At 42.9% G+C, this 21,825-nt stretch carries 20 protein-coding genes; 10 read left to right on the top strand and 10 right to left on the bottom strand.

Annotated features, from left to right (window positions below; all coding sequences use genetic code 11):
• Position 1 precedes the first annotated feature (1 nt).
• A complete protein-coding gene (locus tag J3U64_RS09445; protein ID WP_267409057.1) occupies positions 2-595 on the top strand; it encodes a uracil-DNA glycosylase family protein in 594 nt (197 codons plus the stop codon).
• 24 nt (positions 596-619) lie between these two features.
• Positions 620-1,249 carry an NAD(P)-dependent oxidoreductase gene (locus J3U64_RS09440; protein ID WP_267409056.1) on the top strand — a complete coding sequence of 210 codons (630 nt, stop codon included), beginning with the start codon at positions 620-622 and terminating at the stop codon, positions 1,247-1,249.
• A gap of 81 nt (positions 1,250-1,330) precedes the next feature.
• On the opposite strand, the gene J3U64_RS09435 is transcribed toward J3U64_RS09440, so the two are convergent.
• From J3U64_RS09435 to metK, 6 genes are all read right to left on the bottom strand, one after another.
• Positions 1,331-2,215: a lipid A biosynthesis lauroyl acyltransferase gene (locus J3U64_RS09435; RefSeq protein WP_100156118.1), complete on the bottom strand. Its 885-nt coding sequence runs from the start codon at positions 2,213-2,215 to the stop codon at positions 1,331-1,333.
• 199 nt (positions 2,216-2,414) lie between these two features.
• Positions 2,415-3,944 (bottom strand): DHA2 family efflux MFS transporter permease subunit, encoded by a 1,530-nt coding sequence (locus tag J3U64_RS09430; protein ID WP_267409055.1) that lies wholly within the window; start codon positions 3,942-3,944, stop codon positions 2,415-2,417.
• Positions 3,945-4,149: 205 nt separating this feature from the next.
• The gene (locus tag J3U64_RS09425; RefSeq protein WP_267409054.1) at positions 4,150-5,346 is read right to left on the bottom strand and encodes an efflux RND transporter periplasmic adaptor subunit; all 1,197 of its coding nucleotides are present in this window, start codon (positions 5,344-5,346) and stop codon (positions 4,150-4,152) included.
• A gap of 38 nt (positions 5,347-5,384) precedes the next feature.
• On the bottom strand, positions 5,385-6,830 hold the full coding sequence (locus J3U64_RS09420; protein ID WP_267409053.1) for an efflux transporter outer membrane subunit: 1,446 nt from the start codon (positions 6,828-6,830) through the stop codon (positions 5,385-5,387).
• Positions 6,831-6,848: 18 nt separating this feature from the next.
• Positions 6,849-7,343, bottom strand: a complete 495-nt coding sequence (locus tag J3U64_RS09415; RefSeq protein ID WP_100140896.1) for a MarR family winged helix-turn-helix transcriptional regulator — start codon at positions 7,341-7,343, stop codon at positions 6,849-6,851.
• A gap of 779 nt (positions 7,344-8,122) precedes the next feature.
• Positions 8,123-9,292, bottom strand: coding sequence for a methionine adenosyltransferase (gene metK, locus J3U64_RS09410; RefSeq protein WP_267409052.1), 1,170 nt, complete (start codon positions 9,290-9,292; stop codon positions 8,123-8,125).
• 98 nt (positions 9,293-9,390) lie between these two features.
• Here metK and J3U64_RS09405 point away from each other — a divergent pair, with 98 nt between their 5' ends.
• The 3 genes from J3U64_RS09405 (at position 9,391) to J3U64_RS09395 (ending at position 13,220) form a co-directional block, all read left to right on the top strand.
• On the top strand, positions 9,391-10,263 hold the full coding sequence (locus J3U64_RS09405) for a lysophospholipid acyltransferase family protein (RefSeq protein ID WP_267409051.1): 873 nt from the start codon (positions 9,391-9,393) through the stop codon (positions 10,261-10,263).
• A 1,336-nt stretch (positions 10,264-11,599) separates the two neighbouring features.
• A complete protein-coding gene (locus J3U64_RS09400; protein WP_267409050.1) occupies positions 11,600-12,673 on the top strand; it encodes an ImmA/IrrE family metallo-endopeptidase in 1,074 nt (357 codons plus the stop codon).
• Position 12,674: 1 nt separating this feature from the next.
• Entirely contained in the window at positions 12,675-13,220 is a 546-nt protein-coding gene (locus J3U64_RS09395) for a DUF4411 family protein (RefSeq protein ID WP_267391968.1), read from the top strand.
• 106 nt (positions 13,221-13,326) lie between these two features.
• Here the strand turns inward: J3U64_RS09395 and rpsI are convergent, their stop codons facing one another.
• The 3 genes from rpsI to dinG all read right to left on the bottom strand — a co-directional run bounded on the left by rpsI (position 13,327) and on the right by dinG (position 16,433).
• Positions 13,327-13,719, bottom strand: coding sequence for a 30S ribosomal protein S9 (gene rpsI, locus J3U64_RS09390; RefSeq protein WP_100140893.1), 393 nt, complete (start codon positions 13,717-13,719; stop codon positions 13,327-13,329).
• Positions 13,720-13,728: 9 nt separating this feature from the next.
• Positions 13,729-14,157 (bottom strand): 50S ribosomal protein L13, encoded by a 429-nt coding sequence (rplM, locus tag J3U64_RS09385; RefSeq protein ID WP_100140892.1) that lies wholly within the window; start codon positions 14,155-14,157, stop codon positions 13,729-13,731.
• Between the two features lie 143 nt (positions 14,158-14,300).
• Positions 14,301-16,433: an ATP-dependent DNA helicase DinG gene (dinG, locus tag J3U64_RS09380; RefSeq protein ID WP_267409049.1), complete on the bottom strand. Its 2,133-nt coding sequence runs from the start codon at positions 16,431-16,433 to the stop codon at positions 14,301-14,303.
• 131 nt (positions 16,434-16,564) lie between these two features.
• Here dinG and J3U64_RS09375 point away from each other — a divergent pair, with 131 nt between their 5' ends.
• The 4 genes from J3U64_RS09375 (at position 16,565) to J3U64_RS09360 (ending at position 19,768) form a co-directional block, all read left to right on the top strand.
• Positions 16,565-17,398 carry a MetQ/NlpA family ABC transporter substrate-binding protein gene (locus J3U64_RS09375; protein WP_267409048.1) on the top strand — a complete coding sequence of 278 codons (834 nt, stop codon included), beginning with the start codon at positions 16,565-16,567 and terminating at the stop codon, positions 17,396-17,398.
• A gap of 206 nt (positions 17,399-17,604) precedes the next feature.
• Positions 17,605-18,204 carry a CDP-alcohol phosphatidyltransferase family protein gene (locus J3U64_RS09370; RefSeq protein ID WP_100156112.1) on the top strand — a complete coding sequence of 200 codons (600 nt, stop codon included), beginning with the start codon at positions 17,605-17,607 and terminating at the stop codon, positions 18,202-18,204.
• A 1-nt stretch (position 18,205) separates the two neighbouring features.
• Positions 18,206-19,120, top strand: coding sequence for a phosphatidate cytidylyltransferase (locus J3U64_RS09365; RefSeq protein ID WP_267409047.1), 915 nt, complete (start codon positions 18,206-18,208; stop codon positions 19,118-19,120).
• 3 nt (positions 19,121-19,123) lie between these two features.
• Positions 19,124-19,768, top strand: a complete 645-nt coding sequence (locus J3U64_RS09360) for a lysophospholipid acyltransferase family protein (RefSeq protein ID WP_267409046.1) — start codon at positions 19,124-19,126, stop codon at positions 19,766-19,768.
• A gap of 895 nt (positions 19,769-20,663) precedes the next feature.
• Here the strand turns inward: J3U64_RS09360 and J3U64_RS09355 are convergent.
• Positions 20,664-21,326, bottom strand: a complete 663-nt coding sequence (locus tag J3U64_RS09355) for an alpha/beta fold hydrolase (protein ID WP_267409045.1) — start codon at positions 21,324-21,326, stop codon at positions 20,664-20,666.
• A 169-nt stretch (positions 21,327-21,495) separates the two neighbouring features.
• Between J3U64_RS09355 and J3U64_RS09350 the strand changes: the two genes are divergently transcribed.
• Positions 21,496-21,825, top strand: a 330-nt coding sequence (locus J3U64_RS09350; protein WP_267409044.1) for a tRNA (cytidine(34)-2'-O)-methyltransferase, incomplete at its 3' end; no start/stop codon positions are given.

Genomic DNA, 21,825 nt, shown 5'->3' with positions numbered 1-21,825 from the left:
TATGACTGAAATTATTATTGAAACCCATCCACTAGCACCGTTTCTGCCAGCCAATGCAAAGCTTCTAATGTTAGGGTCCTTTCCGCCACCGGCCACACGTTGGAAAATGGATTTTTACTATCCGAATCTGCAAAATGATATGTGGCGCATATTCGGGCTGGTGTTTTTTCAGAATAAAAATTATTTTCTTAATAATGATCTAAAAGGCTTCAATGAGCCTTTAATTCGCGCTTTTCTTAACCAACGTGGCATTGCCATCAACGATACAGCCTTTCAAATCAAGCGCCTGCAAAACAATGCGGCGGATAAATTTCTCGAAGTGGTAACACCAGTAGATTTATCGGCATTACTGGTACAGATTCCAGACTGTCGGCACATAATGACCACAGGCGACAAAGCCACCACCACTTTATTGCAACTGCTCCCGGCAGGAACTCCGGTACCAACTATCGGCCATCCCAGTGAAACCATACTAAACGGACGGCAGCTGACCCTTTCCAGACTGCCTTCTTCTTCGCGAGCTTATCCACTCGCACTTGAACGCAAAGCACAGGTTTATCAAGATTATTTTACTAACATCGGTTTATTAAACTGATTTTTAATTTTCGGGAAAACATTAATGCATATTCTTATTTTCGGTGCCAGCGGCGGCGTGGGCAAAGCTTTGGTCGAACAGGCACTGGCAAACGGTGATGAAGTGACAGCAGTAGTACGTTCGCAGAAAAAACTTAATATCCAACACCCTAAATTACATATTCGTCTTTGTGACGTGTTTGAGAAAGCCGATGTAGCAGCATTGTTTACAAACAACAGCCATTACAACGCAGTGGCCTCGGCTCTTAACACCAACCAAGGCATAAAGCCAGGCAATGATTTGGAACGTATGCTGAGCAATATCACCCCACAAATGCAACAGTATGGCATTAAACGCATCGTTTATTGTGCCTCCGCCGGCGTAGACAATGAGCTAGAAGGTGAACGCGGACAGGCCGCAATGGAGTTTTTACGCCACCCGCTGGCTGACCATCGTGCCGCTATAGCGCAAATTCAGGCGGCCGGTTTAGACGCAACCATCGTACGCCCACTTGGCCTAACCCACGACACCCTAACCGGAAAATATACTGAGGCAGCACAGGGCATACCAGCAGGCAGTGGCCGCATAGCCCGAGCCGATGTGGCGCACTTCATGCTAAAAGCGTTACATGATGATGCCTATATCGGCCAGTCTGTCGCTTTGTCTGGCGTATGAATACAAAAACTACTGCCAGAGCCAAGCTCTGGCAGTAGTTTTATTTTAATCAATTGTCTGCCACAACAGATAATCGGATTTTTATTTGTGAATTTTTTGGTAAAACGACGCTTCACCCTCGGGGCGGGTTTTAAACCTTTTATGCAGCCAGTAATATTGTGGCGGCTGCTCTCGTACTCGTGCTTCGATAAAATCATTCATTCGTTGCGTATCGGCCACTATATCTTTACTGGGGAAATTATCCCATTGCGGATAAAACCGCAAGGTAACCTTGCCATCTGATTCCCGTGTCGGAATTGCTGGAACCACTTTAGCATTGGTTAAAGCAGCGATACGGCTCAGCCCAGCAATCGTCGCTGTGGGAATGCCGAAAAAGTTTACAAAAATCGATTCTCTTCGTCCGAAATCCTGATCGGGCAAATATAAAAACGGCGCACTGCTGCTTTTGATTTTTTTAATAATCGCACGCAGCCCTTCAGTGCGCCCTATCAGAAACACATTATTATAGCGATGGCGTCCCTTGAGAATCTGCTCATCCATCTGTTTATTTTTCTGATGTGAATACACACTGATTAAAGGCACATCTTGGTTGAGCGCATACACCGCCGCTTCAAACGCAGTAAAGTGCGGATAGAGTAAAATTACTTTTTCACCGGCGGCCAGCGCTTCATCAAGATAATGTTTGTCTTGATAGCGCACCAATTTTTTTAAACGCGCGGCATCACCATACCAGTACAGCCCGTATTCCAGCAGCAGCATAGACATATGATAGAAATGTTCGCGCAATACTTTACGTCGCTGCTGTTCCGTCCATTCGGGAAAACAATGGCGCAGATTAATCAAACCAATTCGCCGCCGTGGAGCAACTGCATAATAACTCAGCCAGCCCACACAGCGTGCCAGCGCATGAATCGCCCCTAATGGCAGCAACTGCAGCACATATAAAAAAGCAAAAGCCAGTTTCATCATCATTACAATCTTACCTACTGGTTATTTTCAACCAGTCCAGCATTAAACGCCGTCTATTGTACACAAGCTGCTGTCAATTTACATTCACAGTTGTATCTAAGCCCTTTTCTTATCACTCACAGCCAAACAAAACCGGTTCATAAAAACACGGCCTGTATCGCAAGTACACAGGCCGTATCAGATAACCCAAGCTAGCTTAATGAGCTCCGCCACCTCCGCCACTGCCAAATGGCGGTTTAGCAAACCACACCAGCACAATCAGAACTAAAAATGTCATGCCATACAGCCAGAATAAATCATTGGCACCCATAATATGCGACTGCTGACCGATAGTCTGCTCGATTGAGCCTAATGGCTGCACCCCACTCATACCCAGCTGACTCATTCCCTGAATCGACTCATTCATAGTACTGTTATAAGGATGAATGTTCTCCACCAATTGTGTATGGTGTAATGCTTCGCGTTTATCCCACAATACATTAACCATCGACGTACCAATACCGCCGGCTAAAATTCGCACAAAATTAGAAATACTGGAAGCACTGGCAATCTGAGAACCAGACATATTCGACAAAGTGATTTGGGTTAACGGCATAAAGAACATCGCCATTCCAATACCCTGCACAAACTGCGGCCAGAATACATCCATAAAACTCATACCGGCATTAAAATTAGTCCGCCAGAAGAAACAGATGGCGTAAACGGTGAAACTGATGGTCACCAATACCCGCATATCCAGCCGGTTGCCAAACTTACCAATTAGCGGCGACAGCAATACTGGGAAGATACCAATCGGTGCCGTTGCCAGCCCTGCCCATGTTGCAGTATATCCTAGCTGCATCTGCAACAGCATCGGCAATAGCACAATTGCCCCCATATACGTCATATAGGCAGTACTGAGCGTAATCACCCCTACAGTAAAATTACGGTCCTTAAACAAGCGCAAGTCTACAATCGGATACTTGGCATACCATTCCCAGATAATAAAGTAGCTCAGGCACACTACCGCAATTACCGCAAGCGTAATGATTTCATTGGATGAAAACCAGTCTAGCTCATGGCCACGGTCAAGCATCATCTGCAATGCACCCACACCCACTACCATTAGCGACAGACCCATACGGTCAATAGGCTGGTGTTCAGTTTCGGTTTCACGTTTTTTGAGCATCTGCCAAGAAATACCGGCAGCCACCAAACCAATTGGTACATTAATAAAGAAAATCCAGCCCCAATGCCAGTTGTCACTGATGATACCGCCAAGAATCGGCCCAAAAATCGGCGCCACAATAATCACCATCGACCACATCGCCAACGCCATCGGGCGTTTTTCCGGCGGATAGGCTGCCATCAGCAGACTTTGTGACAGCGGAATCATCGGCCCAGCCACTGCACCCTGCACCACGCGGAAAAACACCAGCAAGGCCAAACTAGGCGCAATACCACATAAAAAAGAGGCAAGCACAAACGACAGTGTCGCCACCACAAATACTTTTACTTCGCCAAAGCGTCGCGCCAGCCAGCCTGTGAGTGGTACCGAAATAGCATTGGCCACGGCAAACGCCGTAATTACCCACGTACCCTGACTATTGGCTGCACCCAAATTACCAGTAATGGTGGGCAAAGCCACATTGGCGATAGTGGAATCCAGTACCTGCATAAATACGGCTAGTGACAGCGCCACCGTAACCAGAGCAAGAGCCGGACCTTTCAAGGGAGAATGCGTCATTCAAGCAAAGCCTTAATACAAAAACCTTCTCGGTGTAGCGTCAGCTCATTTCATGCCTCATGAGCACGAATATTCCTACTCACCAGAGAAAGCTTCTGAAATTAAAATAAAAATCAAGCCAGATCAACATCGCAGTAACCGCCACTGGCAAGAGAACAATCACCCTGCGCCAGCAGCAATCGGATCATAATTAGGCAGAACAGAATTAGGGCGCGTACTGGGCAAAAATTTGCTCAATCATATTATTGATTGGCGTCCAATCAATCGCAGCCATATTGCCATTAGTAGGAATCGCCGTAGCAGCAGTTAAATCCTGACCATCCTGATTACGCGTATTCACTTCTACATCCATAGACAGACCTACCCGCAGCGGATGCGCAGCCAGCTCTTTAGGTTCCAGCGCAATCCGCACCGGCACACGTTGTACAACCTTAATCCAGTTACCAGTCGCATTCTGCGCCGGTAAAAGGGAAAACGCAGCACCAGTACCGGCAGACAGACCAGCCACCCTACCGTGATAAGTCACTTTACTGCCATACACATCCGCTTTAATTTCCACCGGCTGACCAATACGTATTTTCGCCAGCTGGCTTTCCTTAAAGTTCGCATCTACCCAGACATTATTCAGTGGCACCACCGCCATCAGCGCCGCACCAGTTGCCACTTTCTGGCCTACCTGCACATTGCGTTTTGCTACCTGTCCATCCACCGGAGCCTTGATTTGCGTACGCTGTAAATCCAGCCATGCACTTTTCAGATGACTAACAGCGGTCATCACAGCTGGCTGCTGACGCAGCGGCACATTGTGGCCAAGCACAGCTTTAGCTGCATTTTCCTGCCCCTGCATGGCCTTCAGGTTTGCCTGCGCTTCCACTACCGCATCACGGGCATGGCTTAATTCTTCCGCAGAAATTGCATCGGTACCAGCCAGACTCTGGCGCCGCTGTAAATCAGCTTGCAAACGTTTTAACTGGGCCTGTTGCGCCGCCACCTGTGCACTGGCCTGATGCGACTGAGCCGTCTGCTGCTTATTCTGACGAATCGCATTAATCAGCTCATCATGCGCCCGCTCAAACGCCAGCTGCATATCACTGTTATCCAACTCTACCAACACCTGGCCTGCCTTAACAGTCTGTGTATCATCCACGTTTACCTTTTGCACCGTGCCGGTAATTTGCGGCGTAATCTGCACCAGATGGCCATTCACATATGCATCATCAGTGGATTCCTCATGCTGCCATACCAGCAGATACATCAGCAGAAAGCCCAGCGCAATCAGCACAAATACCACCGTCAGCAACACCAGCTTACGCTTGCGTCCGGCGGGCACACGTTCTGACTGCGGTTGTACCGTTGGTTGAGAGGTAGTCACTGCCTCATTGGTTTGCTTTTGTTCACTCATACGTCAATAGCTCAAGAAAATAGGAAATTAACACTCAGTTACTGATTATTGCCACTTGCAGGAATTTTAAAACCACCACCAAGCGCAGCATGCAGGTTATTCCAGCTCTGTTGCCGCCACGCAGCGGTTTTTGCTAAATCTGCCTGAGCACTTAAAGCTGCATCCTCGCGTTGCAACTTGGTAAGCGCATTCTCCAGACCAGCTGCATGGCGTCTACTGCTGGATACAGCATTTTTCTGCGCCACTTGCCACGCCTGCTGCTGTAAAGGCAAGGCTTCAGAACTACGCTGATAGTCACTGACAGCATCGGCTGCTTGCTGCAAAGCCGTCAGCACCGTTTTATCGTATTGCGCCACCTGCTCATTGTAAGCAGAACGTTTACCAGCCAAAGCAGCCTGCAAACTGCCTGACGTAAATATTGGCAACGAAATAGCCGGCACAATACCCAGCATGCGTGAAGAAGAATGCACCAAGTCAAACGCATCAACATGCGCCAAACCTGCCAGTCCTTGGATTTCTATATTCGGATAAAACGCTGCTTGTGCCGCTTTAATTCCAAAATAATCCGATTGCAGTAAAGCTCGTTGCGCCGCAATATCCGGTCGCTGCCCCAGAATATCGGCATGTAAACCATTTACCGCCACTTCTGGCACTTTCCCCAGCGGCTGCGGTACCACCGCTGGCATCTGAGTAGGTGAAACACCTATCAGCGCAGCCATACTGTGCCGGGCACGCTCTATATCCGCCTGCGTCTGGCGCAAAGCGCTTTGCATAGCCAGTACATTTTGCGACACAGCATATTCATCACTTGCTGGTTGAAGACCAGCACGAATCCGATTCGCCACCAGTTTCTGCAACGCTTGATTCACCGAAATACGCTTTTGCAACACATTAGCCTGCTCCTGCAACAATTGCCATTGCGTATATTGCGACACAATACTTTGGCTTAGTAGCAACCGTGCCTGCTCTTGCTGATAAGCAGCAGCCACACGCGCACCTAGTGCTGACTTAATCAAATTACGCTGCTTACCCCAAAAATCAAAAGTATAATTAACTGCCAGCGCAGCCATTTCATTACTGAACACATGATTCGGGTCATCACCCGCTCTGTTTGAATCTGGTTTCGGATTTAGGTAAGCGGCCACACCATTAGCCTGCAAAGCTACCTGTACGCCAGCCTCCCCTTTGGCTCCACGCCATTGCGCTTCAGCCTCAGCAAAACGAGCAGCGGCCACGCGCAAATCCGGTGCACTGGCTAGCCCCATATCCATCAACTGGTTCAGCAACGGCTGATTCAGACCGAGCCACCAGCTTTGCTTAGCCTGTATAGTTTGACCGGCTGGCAAATGCAGCTGGGCTGCATCCTGCGGGCTTTGTAACTCAGGCTGGCGGCCAAAATTGGCACAGGCAGACAACAACAGCAAAGCCAGCGGGCTGACAAGAGATAACTGACGCAATCGGCGCGCAGATACAGTTAATTTCATGCAAATCTCAGCAAAAAGTTAAGCAGCAGTTAATAACTTTGTTAAAAGCTGCTGCAATTGTTCATATTCTGGTTCACTCAGGGCTGACCATACCCTCCGGTGCACCTCATTGGTTTCCGGACTGACACGTTGAATCAAATCCTCACCGGCCTTAGTTAATTTCAGCGTAATTTTGCGCCGATCTAAAGGATGAGTTGAACGAGTAGCCCAGCCATTCACAACCAGATCATCAGATAAACGCGTAGCACTAGTACGGGTGAGATTAAGAATATTGCTTAGTTCCGAAGGTAAAATCTCATGATTTGGCCGCGCATACACAGCCAGCAGCGCATGCCACAAGCTTTCGGACAAATGGTGTTTATGCAAACGCTCATTCAGCTGATTGTGAATCGTCGCATGCACCAAACGCACCAGACGGCTTAGCATCACCAGCTGAACATTCATGCTCGGCATTTTCACTGCCAGCACCCCCAAAGTAGCTTCCAGTTCGGCAGCAGGAAGAGAAAAACCCATTTCAGAGCACCTCAAAGTCCATAAAATAAGCCATTATAATAAATTTATCACTTATTATAAATGGAGCTTATAGTTTGGCAGAGAATATTCCAACCCCAAAATAGTCACTAAAGCATCAAATTTTTAAAATTTTTTGCTTATCAATCTGCATGCTACAAAATTAATTTACACCACCCATCCCATACCAACATTATTTTCCGGTACATCAGCATAATCAGTAGCTCAACAAACTGAACCATCAGACAACACTAGCAAAAACCATCAGCCGCCAGCTGTATCGTTGCAGAAAAGAAACATCAAGCTATTCAACCACACTAAACAGCAGCCCGAATAAAATTATCCAATTCGCAAATACAACTTATTAATAAACCGCTACAGACATCAATCGGATAAGTGTTTCCTAAACAAAATAAAAAACAATTACCCCAAACCACCCTAAATCGTTAAGACCATAATTATATTTAATAACAGATTAAATATTTAGAGTTTTTGAAATTTTTTACGCCGTATTAACCAGATACCGGCTTTTTCTGGCTAGTGTCAACAACCTTTCACACCAGCCAGCAACAAAATTGCACCATACACTATGTACAAAACTCCCGTTTTCTTAGCAAACCAACCACCAATACGCACACAAACTGTCACTTCAGCTCATTTCACGACCAATCGTCAGCCTGCTTTAACCATTATTTTTCTCTTTTATACAAATATCCTTATCAGCTGCATACAACAAAAAACAGGCTGCTTAAAAGCAACCTGTTTGTATCAACCCATCCAAATTAGATACCCGCAGCCTCACGCAGCAACTGAGCTTTATCCGTACGCTCCCAAGTAAATTCCGGCTCTTCACGTCCAAAATGGCCATATGCTGCTGTTTTAGCATAAATAGGACGCTGTAAATCCAGCATTTTAATAATTCCTTTCGGACGCAAATCAAAATGCTGTTGCACAATCTCAATAAGCCGACTCTCCTCAATCTTACCGGTACCGAAAGTATCGATTGCAATCGAAGTCGGCTGCGCAATACCGATTGCATAGGAAATCTGAATTTGACACTGGCTAGCCAGACCGGCAGCCACAATATTTTTCGCCACATAGCGGCAAGCATAAGCAGCAGAACGGTCTACCTTGGTGGGATCCTTACCCGAAAATGCGCCACCTCCATGCGGCGCTGCACCACCGTATGTGTCCACAATAATTTTGCGTCCAGTTAATCCACAGTCGCCCTGCGGCCCACCAATCACAAAACGTCCGGTCGGATTAATCAGATACTGAGTATCTTCAGTTAGCATTTCAGCAGGTAATACCGGCTTAATAATCAGTTCCTTCACCGCCTCAACCAGTTCCTCACGCCCGATTTCGGGATCATGCTGCGTAGACAGCACCACCGTATCAATGCGCTTCACCTTACCGGTGTCACTATCATATACACAAGTCAGCTGAGCCTTTGCATCCGGACGGAGCCACGGCAGTTCACCGCTTTTACGTACTTCACTCTGGCGCTGCATGAGACGATGCGCATAATAAATCGCAAACGGCATCAGCGTCGACGTTTCATCACAGGCATAACCAAACATCAGCCCCTGATCACCGGCACCCATATCCAGATCCAACCCCTCACCCTCATTCACACCCTGCGCAATGTCAGGCGACTGTTCGTCATAACAAACCATGACTGCACAGCCACTGGCATCAAAACCCAGCTCGGATGAGTTATAACCAATACGCTTAATCGTATCGCGGGCAACTTGTATATAATTAATATGTGCGCGTGTGGACACTTCGCCGGCCAACACACACAAACCGGTATTAACCAACGTTTCAGCAGCTACGCGCGCTGAAGGATCCTGCGTCAGGATAGCGTCTAAAATAGAATCGGATATCTGGTCGGCAACTTTATCCGGATGTCCTTCCGAAACCGACTCAGAAGTAAACAGAAATTCACTCATAATTGGCGGATACTTTCTGATGCTAATATTGCTTTATGGGCAGTTATAGATGCTTTTGTTACAATGTCGCCCAAATTTTGATTTGAGATACAGAACAGATGCAAAAGCTGGTTTATTTCGTATTTTCCTTATTGGCGTTAATCCCCTTGCCAGTTTTACAGGGCATCGGCTCAATACTGGGGCGCCTTGGCTTTTACTTCGCCACCAGTGAACGTGAACGCACAACCAAAAATCTGCATTTTAGCAAAATTGCTGCCAACGACCAACAAGCAGAAAAACTAGTCAAATCCATTTTTGCTGAAACTGCCAAGAGCGGATTAGAGCTGTCCATCGCATGGACCCGCTCCAGCAACCACATCGTATCCTTGTTCAAAGAAGTGCACGGCTGGAAACACATTGAAGAAGCCATTGCAAATAAACACGGGCTGCTCCTTATTACCCCGCATCTAGGCAATTACGACCTTGCCGGCCGCTACTTGAGCGAAAAACTGCCATTCCCTCTCACTGCCATGTACCGGCCACCCAAAATAAGCTGGCTGGAAAGCATCATGAATAACGGCCGCGTGCGTGACAATGGCTACACCGCACCAGCCAACATGCAAGGCGTGAAACAAGTAGTACGGGCATTAAAAAACAAAGAAGCCACCATCATCTTGCCTGATCAGGTGCCTGGAGAAGGTGAAGGCGTCTGGGCCAACTTTTTCGACCGGCCAGCCTATACCATGACACTGGCTTCACGGCTCGCCATCATGCCTAATGTAACAGCCCTATTCTTTTGCGGCGAACGCCTATCCCATGGCCGCGGCTTTGCCCTGCACATCGCCCCACTTACTGGCACACTCACCGGCAACAGAGAACATGATGCACAAATCATTAATAACAATGTTGAAGAGTGGGTTAAACGTTTTCCCAGCCAATACCTATTTGGCTACAACCGTTATAAACAGCGCCAGAACAAACCCGCACCCTAGGCTAAATCATTATATATAAATAGAAATTTAGCCAATTTCCAATATCGTGTTGTTTATCTGAAAAAAATAATTACACAGACATGGCAATCTTCTCAATTAAAATTGACATCAACACACTTTGTAGCAGCACATAAAAACAATTCAAATATGTGCTTTTAAACATAATTAATTATCATTAAATTTATAAAAATAGCATCTCAACAAATAAAATTTTCATTCAAGATAATTAATTAAACCCAATAATCACCATAAAACAATCACACCACAACTGAACTAAAAAAATGTTTTCCTGACCTTTGTTTGCGCTATAGTGCTTGATTAGTTAGCGTTAGCAAATTAATACGCTTGTCGATAGATTAACCATCATCATTTACCATAACATATTGATTTATATTTAATTTAAATATATAAAAGCAATGATACAACATTCAAATTACGGCAGCACCTGCCCGAAATCGCACAACAGGTCAGTCAGGAACAGATGGTAAACTTCAGCGGCATCCTCGTCAGTCTTACAGGCAGCTTACCCCAAAGTCTCAGCACACCGACTATTCAAAGCAGCGCCATACATAACTTACCTTGCTAGTTGCTCTTACAAAAACTGCTTATCAAGTTAACTCATAAGCAGTTTTTGTAAGAGCAAGAAACAAATTTTTGTATCAAATTGCTGCCATACGGCTAATATTCAGAATCCTCAATTACAATATAATACAACTAACTTACGAAGACATCACACCAACTTTCAATGTTGGTACTTGTTGTGTTTTTCTCGACCTTATTAGGAAAAGCACAGATTAGACACTAAACAACTTGCTACACAAATTTGGAAAACCACAAATCTTTGTAGCCAGAGAAAATACTGTACTTTTGTGATATGCATTTCATCTTTCTTACTAAGCGTACCCAATACTTCCAGAATTTGGTTGCTCAAATGATTAAATATTCACTTCAATCAATTAATTCTCGGTTTTACATACACGCTTAAGTTTACAAATTCTAGAATTGAATATTTTCAATTTCAAATTGAAAATAATATTCAGTTTTTTACAACACTAATTCTAAAATAATTTTACATATAAATCATTTAAAAACAATTATATATACAAAAATAAATGCATTTGATTTGATAAGAATTTAGATTTTAATAATCAATATAGTGGAATTTAATTAAGTATAATAAAATTTTAATCAAACAAGTAGTTTAATAAAGTGTTCTACTATCTCAATATGTATTCGAATAAATATTATGAAATATGAATTCCAAATTTCTAATTCTATACTAGAATGGATTGCACACTCACGATCAATGGATGTTAGAACTTTCGCGCAAGATATCGTGGAAACCGAAGAACAAATTGAAAAATTCGTCAATGGTATAATAAATAAAACTCAGGCTTCACGTATAGCTAAACTGGCAAACATTCCTTTCGGATTTTTATTTTTAGATAAACCACCAGAAATAACACGCCCAACATTACCAGATTTCAGAAATACACAACAAGCTGTACCTTTGAGTACTGATTTCTATGATACTCTTGAAGATATAAATAATAAGATAGAATGGTATAGAGACTTCCTCAAAAAAGAAGACATATTTAATAAACTTGATTTTGTAGGACGTGTTAATTACAAAATTTCTGAACCGGAATACGTTGCTCAAAATATAGCAAAGTCTATTGGTTTTAATATCGAAACCGATTTAGATTCATTCAAAGAAGAAAGTGTATATTTTAAAAACTTAGTAACTCGATTTGAGAATCTCGGTATTTTGATTTTTCAGAATAGTATTGTCAAAAACAATACCAAAAAACCGTTAAGTGTCAATGAATTCAGAGGATTTGCAATTACCGACGATTATGCTCCCGCTGTTTTTATTAATACTAAAGATTCAAAAAGTGCTCAAATTTTCACATTGCTTCATGAAGTTGCTCACCTATGGATTGGAAAAGAAGGGGTGTCTAATTGGCCTGATAACGATAATGCCATGGAGGCATTTTGTAATGATGTAGCAGCTCATTTTTTAATGCCTAATGATATGTTTAAGCAAAAATGGCAGAAAGAAAGAGAGAGATTCCCTAATTCTGATATATACGACACTATTAACGTAATTAGTAGGAAATTTAAAGTCAGCAGACTTGCTACTACAATTAAAGCGGTAAAACTGAATTTAATTGCTAGTTCTTACATCAATAGTGTGAAAAATCAACATAATGGACAACAATCAAAGAAAGCAAATACAGGCGGTGATCCTTATAGAAGTTATCCTCTACGCAACAGCACGCGCTTAACTAAAATAATTCTGACACAAACAATAAATCAACATATCTTGATATCAGAAGCGGCCAAATTATTAAACCTGAAATCACCTTCAGTAATGAATCTATATAGCAAAATGAAGGATAATATTTAGTATGGGAAAATTCTTAATTGACGCAAACGTTTTTATTCAGGCAAAAAATTTTCATTATCAATTCTGTTTCTGTCAAGGATTTTGGAATTTTTTATTAAATCTCCATGAAAAAAAGATTCTTTATTCGCTCAAATCCGTTTATCATGAATTAGTTGAGGTTAAAAAAGATGAGTTAGCAATTTGGGTACAAAAAAATATACCTGAATCATTTTGGCTGGATGACTATGACGCTATAGAAAAATATGCTGAAATTATTAAGTGGGCTCATAATAACCCAAGTTTTAAGCCAGTGGCAAAAAAAAATTTTGCTGATTTGACAACTGCGGATCCATGGCTAGTCTCATATGCGGCTACATTTAATTACTCAATAATTTCTCAGGAAAAATCTAATCCATTTTCACCTAGAAAAATTTATTTAGCCGATGCAGCCAAAGAGTTCAGAGTCCCCTATTTTACTATTTATGAATTTCTAACAGAATACGCCAAAGCAGACTTTTGCTGTAAAGAAATTAATGAAATTTCTGATATTGAAAACCCATCTGAATAGTATTAATTTTCAGATTAATTTTCTGTCTATTTATCAAGCATACAAAAAAAGAGCCACATGGCTCTTTTTTTGTATTTGTAAACTGTGTTGGCAGTGGCAATACAGATTAACGTTTTGAGAACTGTTTCGCACGGCGTGCTTTGCGCAGACCGAATTTTTTACGTTCAACTTCACGTGCATCACGAGTAACCAGACCAGCAGCAGACAGAGTTGGTTTCAGCGCTGCATCGTAGTCAATCAATGCACGGGTAATACCGTGACGAATCGCACCAGACTGGCCGGTTTCACCGCCGCCTACAACGTTTACTTTAATGTCGAAAGATTCTAGATTTTCGGTCAACACTAATGGCTGACGTACAATCATGCGGCCGGTTTCACGACCAAAGAATTCATCCAGCGGACGGCCATTCACAATAATCTGACCGCTACCTTTTTGCAGGAAAACACGAGCCACTGAACTTTTGCGGCGACCCGTGCCGTAGTAATATTTACCGTTCATTGCGTGTCCTTAGATTTCCAAAACTTTAGGTTGTTGAGCAGCATGGCCATGTTCTGAAGTTGCATATACTTTCAGTTTTTTTATCATAGCGTAGCCCAACGGGCCTTTAGGCAACATACCTTTAACGGCTTTTTCCAGCGCACGGCCAGGGAACTGGTTTTGCATTTCAGCAAAGGTACGCTCGTAGATACCACCCGGGAAACCTGAGTGGCGATAGTATTTTTTGTCAGTCTGTTTCTGACCAGTTACACGCAGTTTGTCAGCATTGATTACAATGATGTAATCGCCAGTATCAACATGTGGCGTGTATTCTGGCTTATGTTTGCCACGCAGACGGCGAGCGATTTCAGCAGCCAGACGACCCAGAACTTTGTCTTGAGCATCAACCACATACCAATCGCGCTTCACCTCATGCGGCTTAGCTGAAAAGGTTTTCATAGGAGCTAATCCAGATAAATATACGAAAGCTTCTAATATTAAAGATTAATCAAGTGATTGTCAATTGCTAAGCTTGGTCATACAACAATCTCTCTATCCTCAGCAACATAGGCAGGCTGTGCTTTTCACGCTTGCCAGCCTGTCTAACCGATGCGCCTGAAGGGCGGTAAACATGCCAGTAATTGCTTGCCGTAGCGCGCTGTCAGAATACGGTTATCCAGAATAGTTACACGGCCATAATCTGTTTCGGTACGAATCAGCCGTCCAACGGCCTGTATCAGCTTAATGCTGGCTTCAGGCACGGTAATTTCCATAAAAGGATTGCCGCCACGAGCTTCTATCCATTGATTACGGGTTTTTTCAATCGGATTATCCGGCATCGCAAAGGGCAACTTAGCAATGATCACCTGTACACACATTTCACCCGGTAAATCTAACCCTTCAGCAAAACTGTCGAGTCCAAATATAATGCTGGGTTTTCCATCGGTAATAGCCTGATGATGGCGCTGCAAGAGAACTTGCTTAGGTAGTTCTCCCTGCACCAGTAACAAAGGTAAATGGCTGTCGGGTAATTTCAATGCCACTTCTTGCATCTGCCGGCGGGAAGAAAACAGAACCAACGTTCCAATGGCTTCGTTTTCATTAATCAGTTTTGGAAGCCACTGTACAATTTCGCTGGTATGAGCAGCTGCATCTTTCGGACTGGCAGTCAGTGCAGGTATATATAGCTCCCCTTGCTCGGCAAAATGAAACGGGCTATCTAGTGCCAGCATAGTGGTATCTGTTAACCAATTAAGGCCAGTTTGTTTTAGCAGCAAATCAAAAGTACCCAACGAGCGTAACGTTGCCGAGGTCAGTAAAGCGCCTGCCGCACGTCGCCATAGACCACTGGCCAGTTTGCCGGCACTGGTAATCGGAGAAGCATTAAAACTGTAATCAACTTTATCTTTACTCGTTCGGGTAATCCATTTAGCCAGTGGTGCTTCCCCTTCGACATTTTCAGTTGCGAGTAAATCCCAAACATCAACCACTTGCTCTATACGCGCCAGCAACATACCCAGATCACCGCTAAGCCGGTCAAGCAAACTGCTGTCCTGATTTTTATCACGTCGTGCAGCCGATAGAGCCTCATTCAGGCTATTGATGTGTTTAAGCAGCATGCGTGCGGCCAAAGCGGTATTATCAACCAATATTTTCAATGTAGCTGGGATGACGCCATCCGGCCACAACCAGCTACTTTCATCATGGCCATCTTGTGCCGCTAGGCTGGGTTCATCAGCCAAATGCATCATCCATTCCTGCAAATTTTCCTGCAAAGCGGAGGCTGCCTCTGTAGCCATTACAGCAAGTTCACTTTTATCCAGCACACCAGCTACTTTATCCACAACATTACCAATGCGTTCTAAAAACCATAATGCTTGATTCAAGCTATGTTCAGCCGCAAACTGCTGCAAAGCTTTGTGTGGCAAATGGTGCGCCTCATCTATACAATAAAAGCTATTGGAAGGTGATGGCAAAATAACCCCACCACCCATACCGATATCAGCCAACAATAAATCATGGTTAGCCACCACCACATTTACAGTTTCCAGCGTTTCTCGCGCCAAAAAAAACGGACACTCCGGTCGATTGGGACACCCAGCTTTCAAACAGCCGTGGCGGTCATTGGTAACTTTCTGCCACAGACCATCATCAATCTGTTGCGGCCACGTATCTCGATCTCCATTAAAAGTACGGTCAGCAAACTGGTCGGCCATATCACGTAATACCGCCAGCTCCTCACTTTTAGGTTTCCGGTCCCACAACGCCTGCTTTGGTTCGAACCCTTGTAAACTATCCTGTGCGTTCAATTGGGTTAATTGATACAGTTTATAGGGACACAAATAGCGACCACGCCCTTTGGCGAGTGCAAAGCTGAGATTCAGACCACTGTGTCTGACCACAAAGGGTAAATCACGCCCTACAAGCTGCTCTTGTAAAGCTACAGTGGCACTGCTGACCACCAGAATTTTGCCGCGGGTCTGCGCCATAATACCGCCGGCCAACAGGTAGGCCAGACTTTTGCCTACACCTGTAGGCCCCTCCACCACTACAATTGATTCTCCATTGCGCTGTGGTGCTTCTCCACCATCCTCCTGCTGTTGAGTGCGTGAAAATGCATTGGCAATCGCGGCCACCATCTCCCGCTGTGCCTGACGTGGCCGGAAATTAGGCAGACTTTTGGCGATATTCTGGTAATGTTCGCGTATCGCGTTTTTTTCTAAATCTGTGAGCATAACTAGTCAGACAAAATCAAATTGCATAAACACTTATTCTATTTAGTAGTAAAGTTATTTAAAATCAGTATATTCGCAACGTAATTCCAATTATATACTGATATTCCATATTAAATTTCAGCAGGTCCATCATGAACAAAATTATTTATCTTGTTATAACCTGTCTGGTAGCCACAGGCTTGATAGCCTGCTCCAAAACACAACAGGATAACGCATCCGCCACAACGGCTACTAAAAAAGAACTCGTGTTCGGTGCATCCGCCATGCCCTACACCACCATCTTTGAGCAAGGCGTTAAGCCAATTCTGGAAAAACAGGGTTATAAAATTAAAACCTTGAATTTTTCCACGCTGGAAGTGAATAATCAATCTGTAAATAATGGACAGGTTGATTTCAATCTGGATCAGCATACTGCCTATCTGAATGTTTTCAACCGTGAAAAAGGCACACATCTATATCCGCTAGTGCATATTCCAACCGTACCAGCTGCCATTTATTCAAATAAATACACCTCCATCCAGCAGGCACCCAACGGTGCCAGCGTACTGATTCCAAGCGATCCGGCTAATACCTCACGTGCATTACGTATTCTGACCGATAACCACTTAATTCAGTTAAAACCCAACACCAATCCAATACTCGCAACCACACGAGACATTGCCAGCAATCCTAAACTACTAAAAATCAAAGAAATTGATTCAGTTATGATTCCGCGCACATTAAATGAAGTGGACTTCGGGTTCGCCTCAGGGGGCATTGCCTATCAGTCCAAACTGGATCCGAAAAAAGCTGTTCTGCGTGAAAAGGTGATTCCAGAAATGGAAATGGTGGTCACCATCAATGAAAAAAACAAAGACACACAATGGGCAAAAGATTTAAAAGCAGCTTATCAGTCAGATGAATTTAAACAATTTATGCAGAAATACAATCAGAACCAAATGTGGGTAATGCCACAGGCTGAATAAGCTGCCTGATAATACTTCTTTTCTGAGGATAACCGGTAATACTTTACAAGTATTACCGGTTATCTATTTTATAGTTATTTGCCACGATATAGAATCGCAGCACCATTTTTTATCAGCCTGAAGGCAAATTCCATTCTTAAAACAACATAACATTAAATTTAAATACATTTTATAATATAAAGATTACAAAACTTATCTGCACAAGCATGACTCTCTATAGCATCAAACCTGCTTTTCAAAAATTGCTACGTCCACTAATGTTTTGGCTGTACAGAAAAGGCATTACAGCCAACCACATTACGCTAACTGCTATCGGCCTTTCAGTCTTAATAGGTGCCATACTTGCTCTGTTTCCTTATCCCAAATTATTTTGGCTGTTGCCTATTACTTTGTTTGTCCGCATGGCGTTGAATGCACTGGATGGTATGCTGGCACGCGAATGTAATCAACAAAGCCGGCTTGGTGCGGTATTAAACGAGCTTGGCGATGTATTATCTGATATTGCGCTGTATTTACCATTCATATTATTACCACACAGCAATACAGCCACCGTACTGGTTATGCTGTTCTGTGCAGCCTTAACTGAATTCAGTGGCATTCTCGCGCAAACCATTAACGGCATTCGCAGCTATGCTGGCCCGATGGGAAAAAGTGACCGTGCGCTGATTTTTGGTAGCTGGTCTTTACTAATAGCTATCTGGCCAAATTTAACAATTTGGAATAATTTCATCTGGTGTGCCTCTATCCTCTTATTGATTTGGACTTGCATTAACCGTTGTCGCAGCGCCATACACGGAGGCCGTTAATATGCTGCTACAAAAATCCCTATTGGTTATCTTCAGCCTTTTACTGTTGGCAACGATAATCAACGGACTACTAGCATGCTTGCAAAAAAATAAAGATTGGCGCGAACTCACCCTGCGTATCCGCACATGGTGGGTAATTGTTATTTTGTTTTCACTAGCACTGATCAGCCCATGCTGGCTTGGATTAAGTTTTTTTGCTTTAGTGAGCTTTATAGCTTTAAAAGAATATTTAACTCTGGTTCCCGCCCGCCATGCAGACAGAATGCCCATATTATGGATGTTTATTACCATTCCGATTAACTACTGGTTAATCGGCATCGACTGGTACGGATTGTTTATCGTATTCATACCAGTATATATGTTTCTATTTTTACCAGCTCGTATGGTTATTGCTGGCGATACCAGACATTTTTTGCGCACAGTTTCTCAGCTCCAATGGGGATTAATGACTACTGTATTTGCTTTCAGCCATGTTGCCTGTCTGCTGGTATTACCCAATGATAAGCAGCAAACTGGAGCTTTATTAGTTCTGTTTCTCGTTGGACTGACAGAATTCAACGATATTACCCAATATATATGGGGTAAGTCACTGGGCAGAATCAAAATTACCCCTAAAGTAAGCCCGAATAAGACGCTAGCTGGGTTGCTCGGAGGCATTGGCAGCACCACAATTGCGGCCATGCTGTTAGGTCCGGTACTGACCCCGCTAAGCTGTGGAATGGCTTTACTGGCCGGCCTGATTATCAGTATTAGTGGTTTCTGCGGCGACATTGTGATGTCAGCCATCAAGCGCGACATTGGTATTAAAGACAGCGGCACACTGCTTCCCGGGCATGGTGGCATTCTTGACCGTCTTGATTCATTGATTTTTACCGCTCCGGTATTTTTCCATTTTGTTCGTTATTTCTACTACTAAACCATGCTTAAATCATTACTCAAACCATTATTTGCCCTATGCATCGTATGGCCAGTTATGCGTTTATGGCTGGGTTTACGTATCCACCAGCACCAGAATCTGCCTAAACAAGGGCCGGCTATTCTCGTTGCCAATCACAATAGCCACATGGATGTGTTTGCATTAATGTCACTGTATTCTCCCATTCAACAGCGTCAGATTCATCCAGCTGCTGCTGCAGATTACTTTCTCAGCAATAAATGGATGGCATGGTTTGCACTAAATGTCCTGAATATTATTCCGGTTACACGCCAGAATAACGGTCAGGGTAATCCCTTGCAAGGCTGTGAAGAAGCCTTATGCAAAAACAAAATTCTGATTTTATTTCCAGAAGGCTCCCGTGGTGAACCTGGAAAAATGCAGCCCTTAAAATCTGGTTTATGGTATTTAAGTGCCACCATGCCTGACGTACCAATTATTCCGGTATGGTTGCAAGGCACTGAACAGATTATGGCAAAAGGAAATCGCATTCCTTTGCCGCTGTTTATCGATGTCAATATCGGCACACCAATGTATTTCCAGCCTGACAAAGAACAATTTAAAACAGAGCTATTAAACCATTTATTAGCATTGCGTCCTCAATACAGCAAAAAAGATTTCGTCGACTGAACAATATCAGGCCACAAATGATAGCTGCTTAGGGTTTAAATCAAAAAGCTCATTTTCAAATCAATGGGGTCTTAATTAGGAACATTTAAGTACTCCAACATTCAAATCCACACTGAGTTTCGTGTAAACGATCTACATAAGCATTCCTCCAACAGCAATTTACTACGCACATCCTTAAGCAATTTAACTGCTACCATAACGGATTTTGTGATGGCATCAATCACCCGTGGCACTCACTATCAAAAATGACTCTTTAGTTGCAAACTTGCCAGAATAGATTATGCATAATATCGTTTAGAGAAAAATAAAATTACTGGTCAGCGAAGCGGCTTCTTAAAAAATTATTAAATATTAATGAATGGAATATTTTAGTTTTTTATGGTTCTACATCACATTCATAAACCAAAATAATAAATAATTTAGCAGACAGAAACCTGATAAATTATCTATTTTTTCCCCAAAGAAAAATTAATCAATTTATGACCGTACGAATTCATATAGACAAAATGATTTGCGCATGAAAACACAGTTTTATTCTTCTAAGCATTTATTCAACTGAAGTGGCAATTTTCTTATACAACAGCCTTATTTTTGTCGCACCCCTTATATCTGAATTACAGCAAGTTTTCCTGCGACGCCAGACATGCTTTATATGCTTATAGACTTTTACTACGCTCATTACCGCTCAGTTTTACACCCAAGCATGTAGAAAATTTCATACTAGGTTGCCAAGTTAATCAAAGCAATTATTCTAATCTTATAAATATTTATCCTCATTATGTACCGTTTCATGCTCCACCATTTTTTGTCACATCCATCCAAACGTTATCATTTGGCATGAAGGCGCAATAAAACTGACTTACAGGAATGCTACAACACATTTATAAAATTGGCATTATACTGAATTACTCAAAAAATCAACAAGTTCAGAATACAATAAATCATTATTGATGATATAGCTGCCATGATCATGGTCTGGCACAATTTTTAATTTGGAATGGGGCAAAGCTTCAGCAATTGAGCTAAATACCTCAGGATGATAAATATCATTTTCCGCCCCAATCACAAAAGCTGGCACAGTGACATCCTTCAGAGAAGATATATCAATCTGTGGCTGCTCCAACATCATTTTATATAACGGATCACCTGTTTGTTCATAGTACTGCTGCATAAACTCAAAAGTTTCAGCATTAAAATCCGCAGGCGAAAGATTCACTCCTAATAATGCCATCTTTGAAATCACAGACTGATCGTGTAAAGCAAGTAATAAAGAAACAATTGCACCATCACTGAAGCCAATAATATTAACCGGATCAATGGACAAAGCCATAATCAATGCATAAATATCATCTGCCATCACTTTATAATCATAGATAGTAGTTTTTTCACTTAAACCATGATTGCGGCTATCCACTGCATACACGGTATAATTATGGTGAAATTTTTGAATCAGTGGAGCAAAAATACTGTGATCTTCACCGTTCCCATGCAATAGTATTAAAGCCTCCCCGCTTCCTGATTTTTTATAATTAATATTAATACCATTTACATTTATCATTTAGTTTGTTCCATTTTTCTGTTTTTATTTCAGATAATTATCTATTGATATTGGAATAAGTTAAATAATATCATCAATCACAGAAATACAAACCAATTATTATTTAGTAATACAACATCTGTCTTATCTGATATAAACTAAGGTTCATATTATTTATTGATTCATTTAAATGAGCCTGAACATAGTTTTATATCAACCTCAAATACCTGCTAATACAGGCAACATTGCCCGCACCTGTGCTGGTACTGGTACCAGCCTGCATTTAATTCACCCTCTTGGCTTTTCAACGGACGACCGTATGCTTAAACGTGCCGGTCTTGATTACTGGCCTTATGTCGATATTCATTATCATGACAGTCTAGAAGCTTTTATTGAAATGACCGAAGCGCAAGCCAATGCACAAGTGTATCTAATCGAGACGTACGGCACACGTAACTACACAGGATTTGACTACAGCAACAGCAGGCAAGCAATCTATTTCCTCTTCGGCCGCGAAACC

Source organism: Snodgrassella sp. B3800, from assembly GCF_026535865.1.
Taxonomy (GTDB): Bacteria; Pseudomonadota; Gammaproteobacteria; order Burkholderiales; family Neisseriaceae; genus Snodgrassella; species Snodgrassella alvi_E.
The sequence above is the reverse complement of the archived record's forward strand: the minus strand, read 5'-3'. Positions and strand labels throughout refer to the sequence as shown.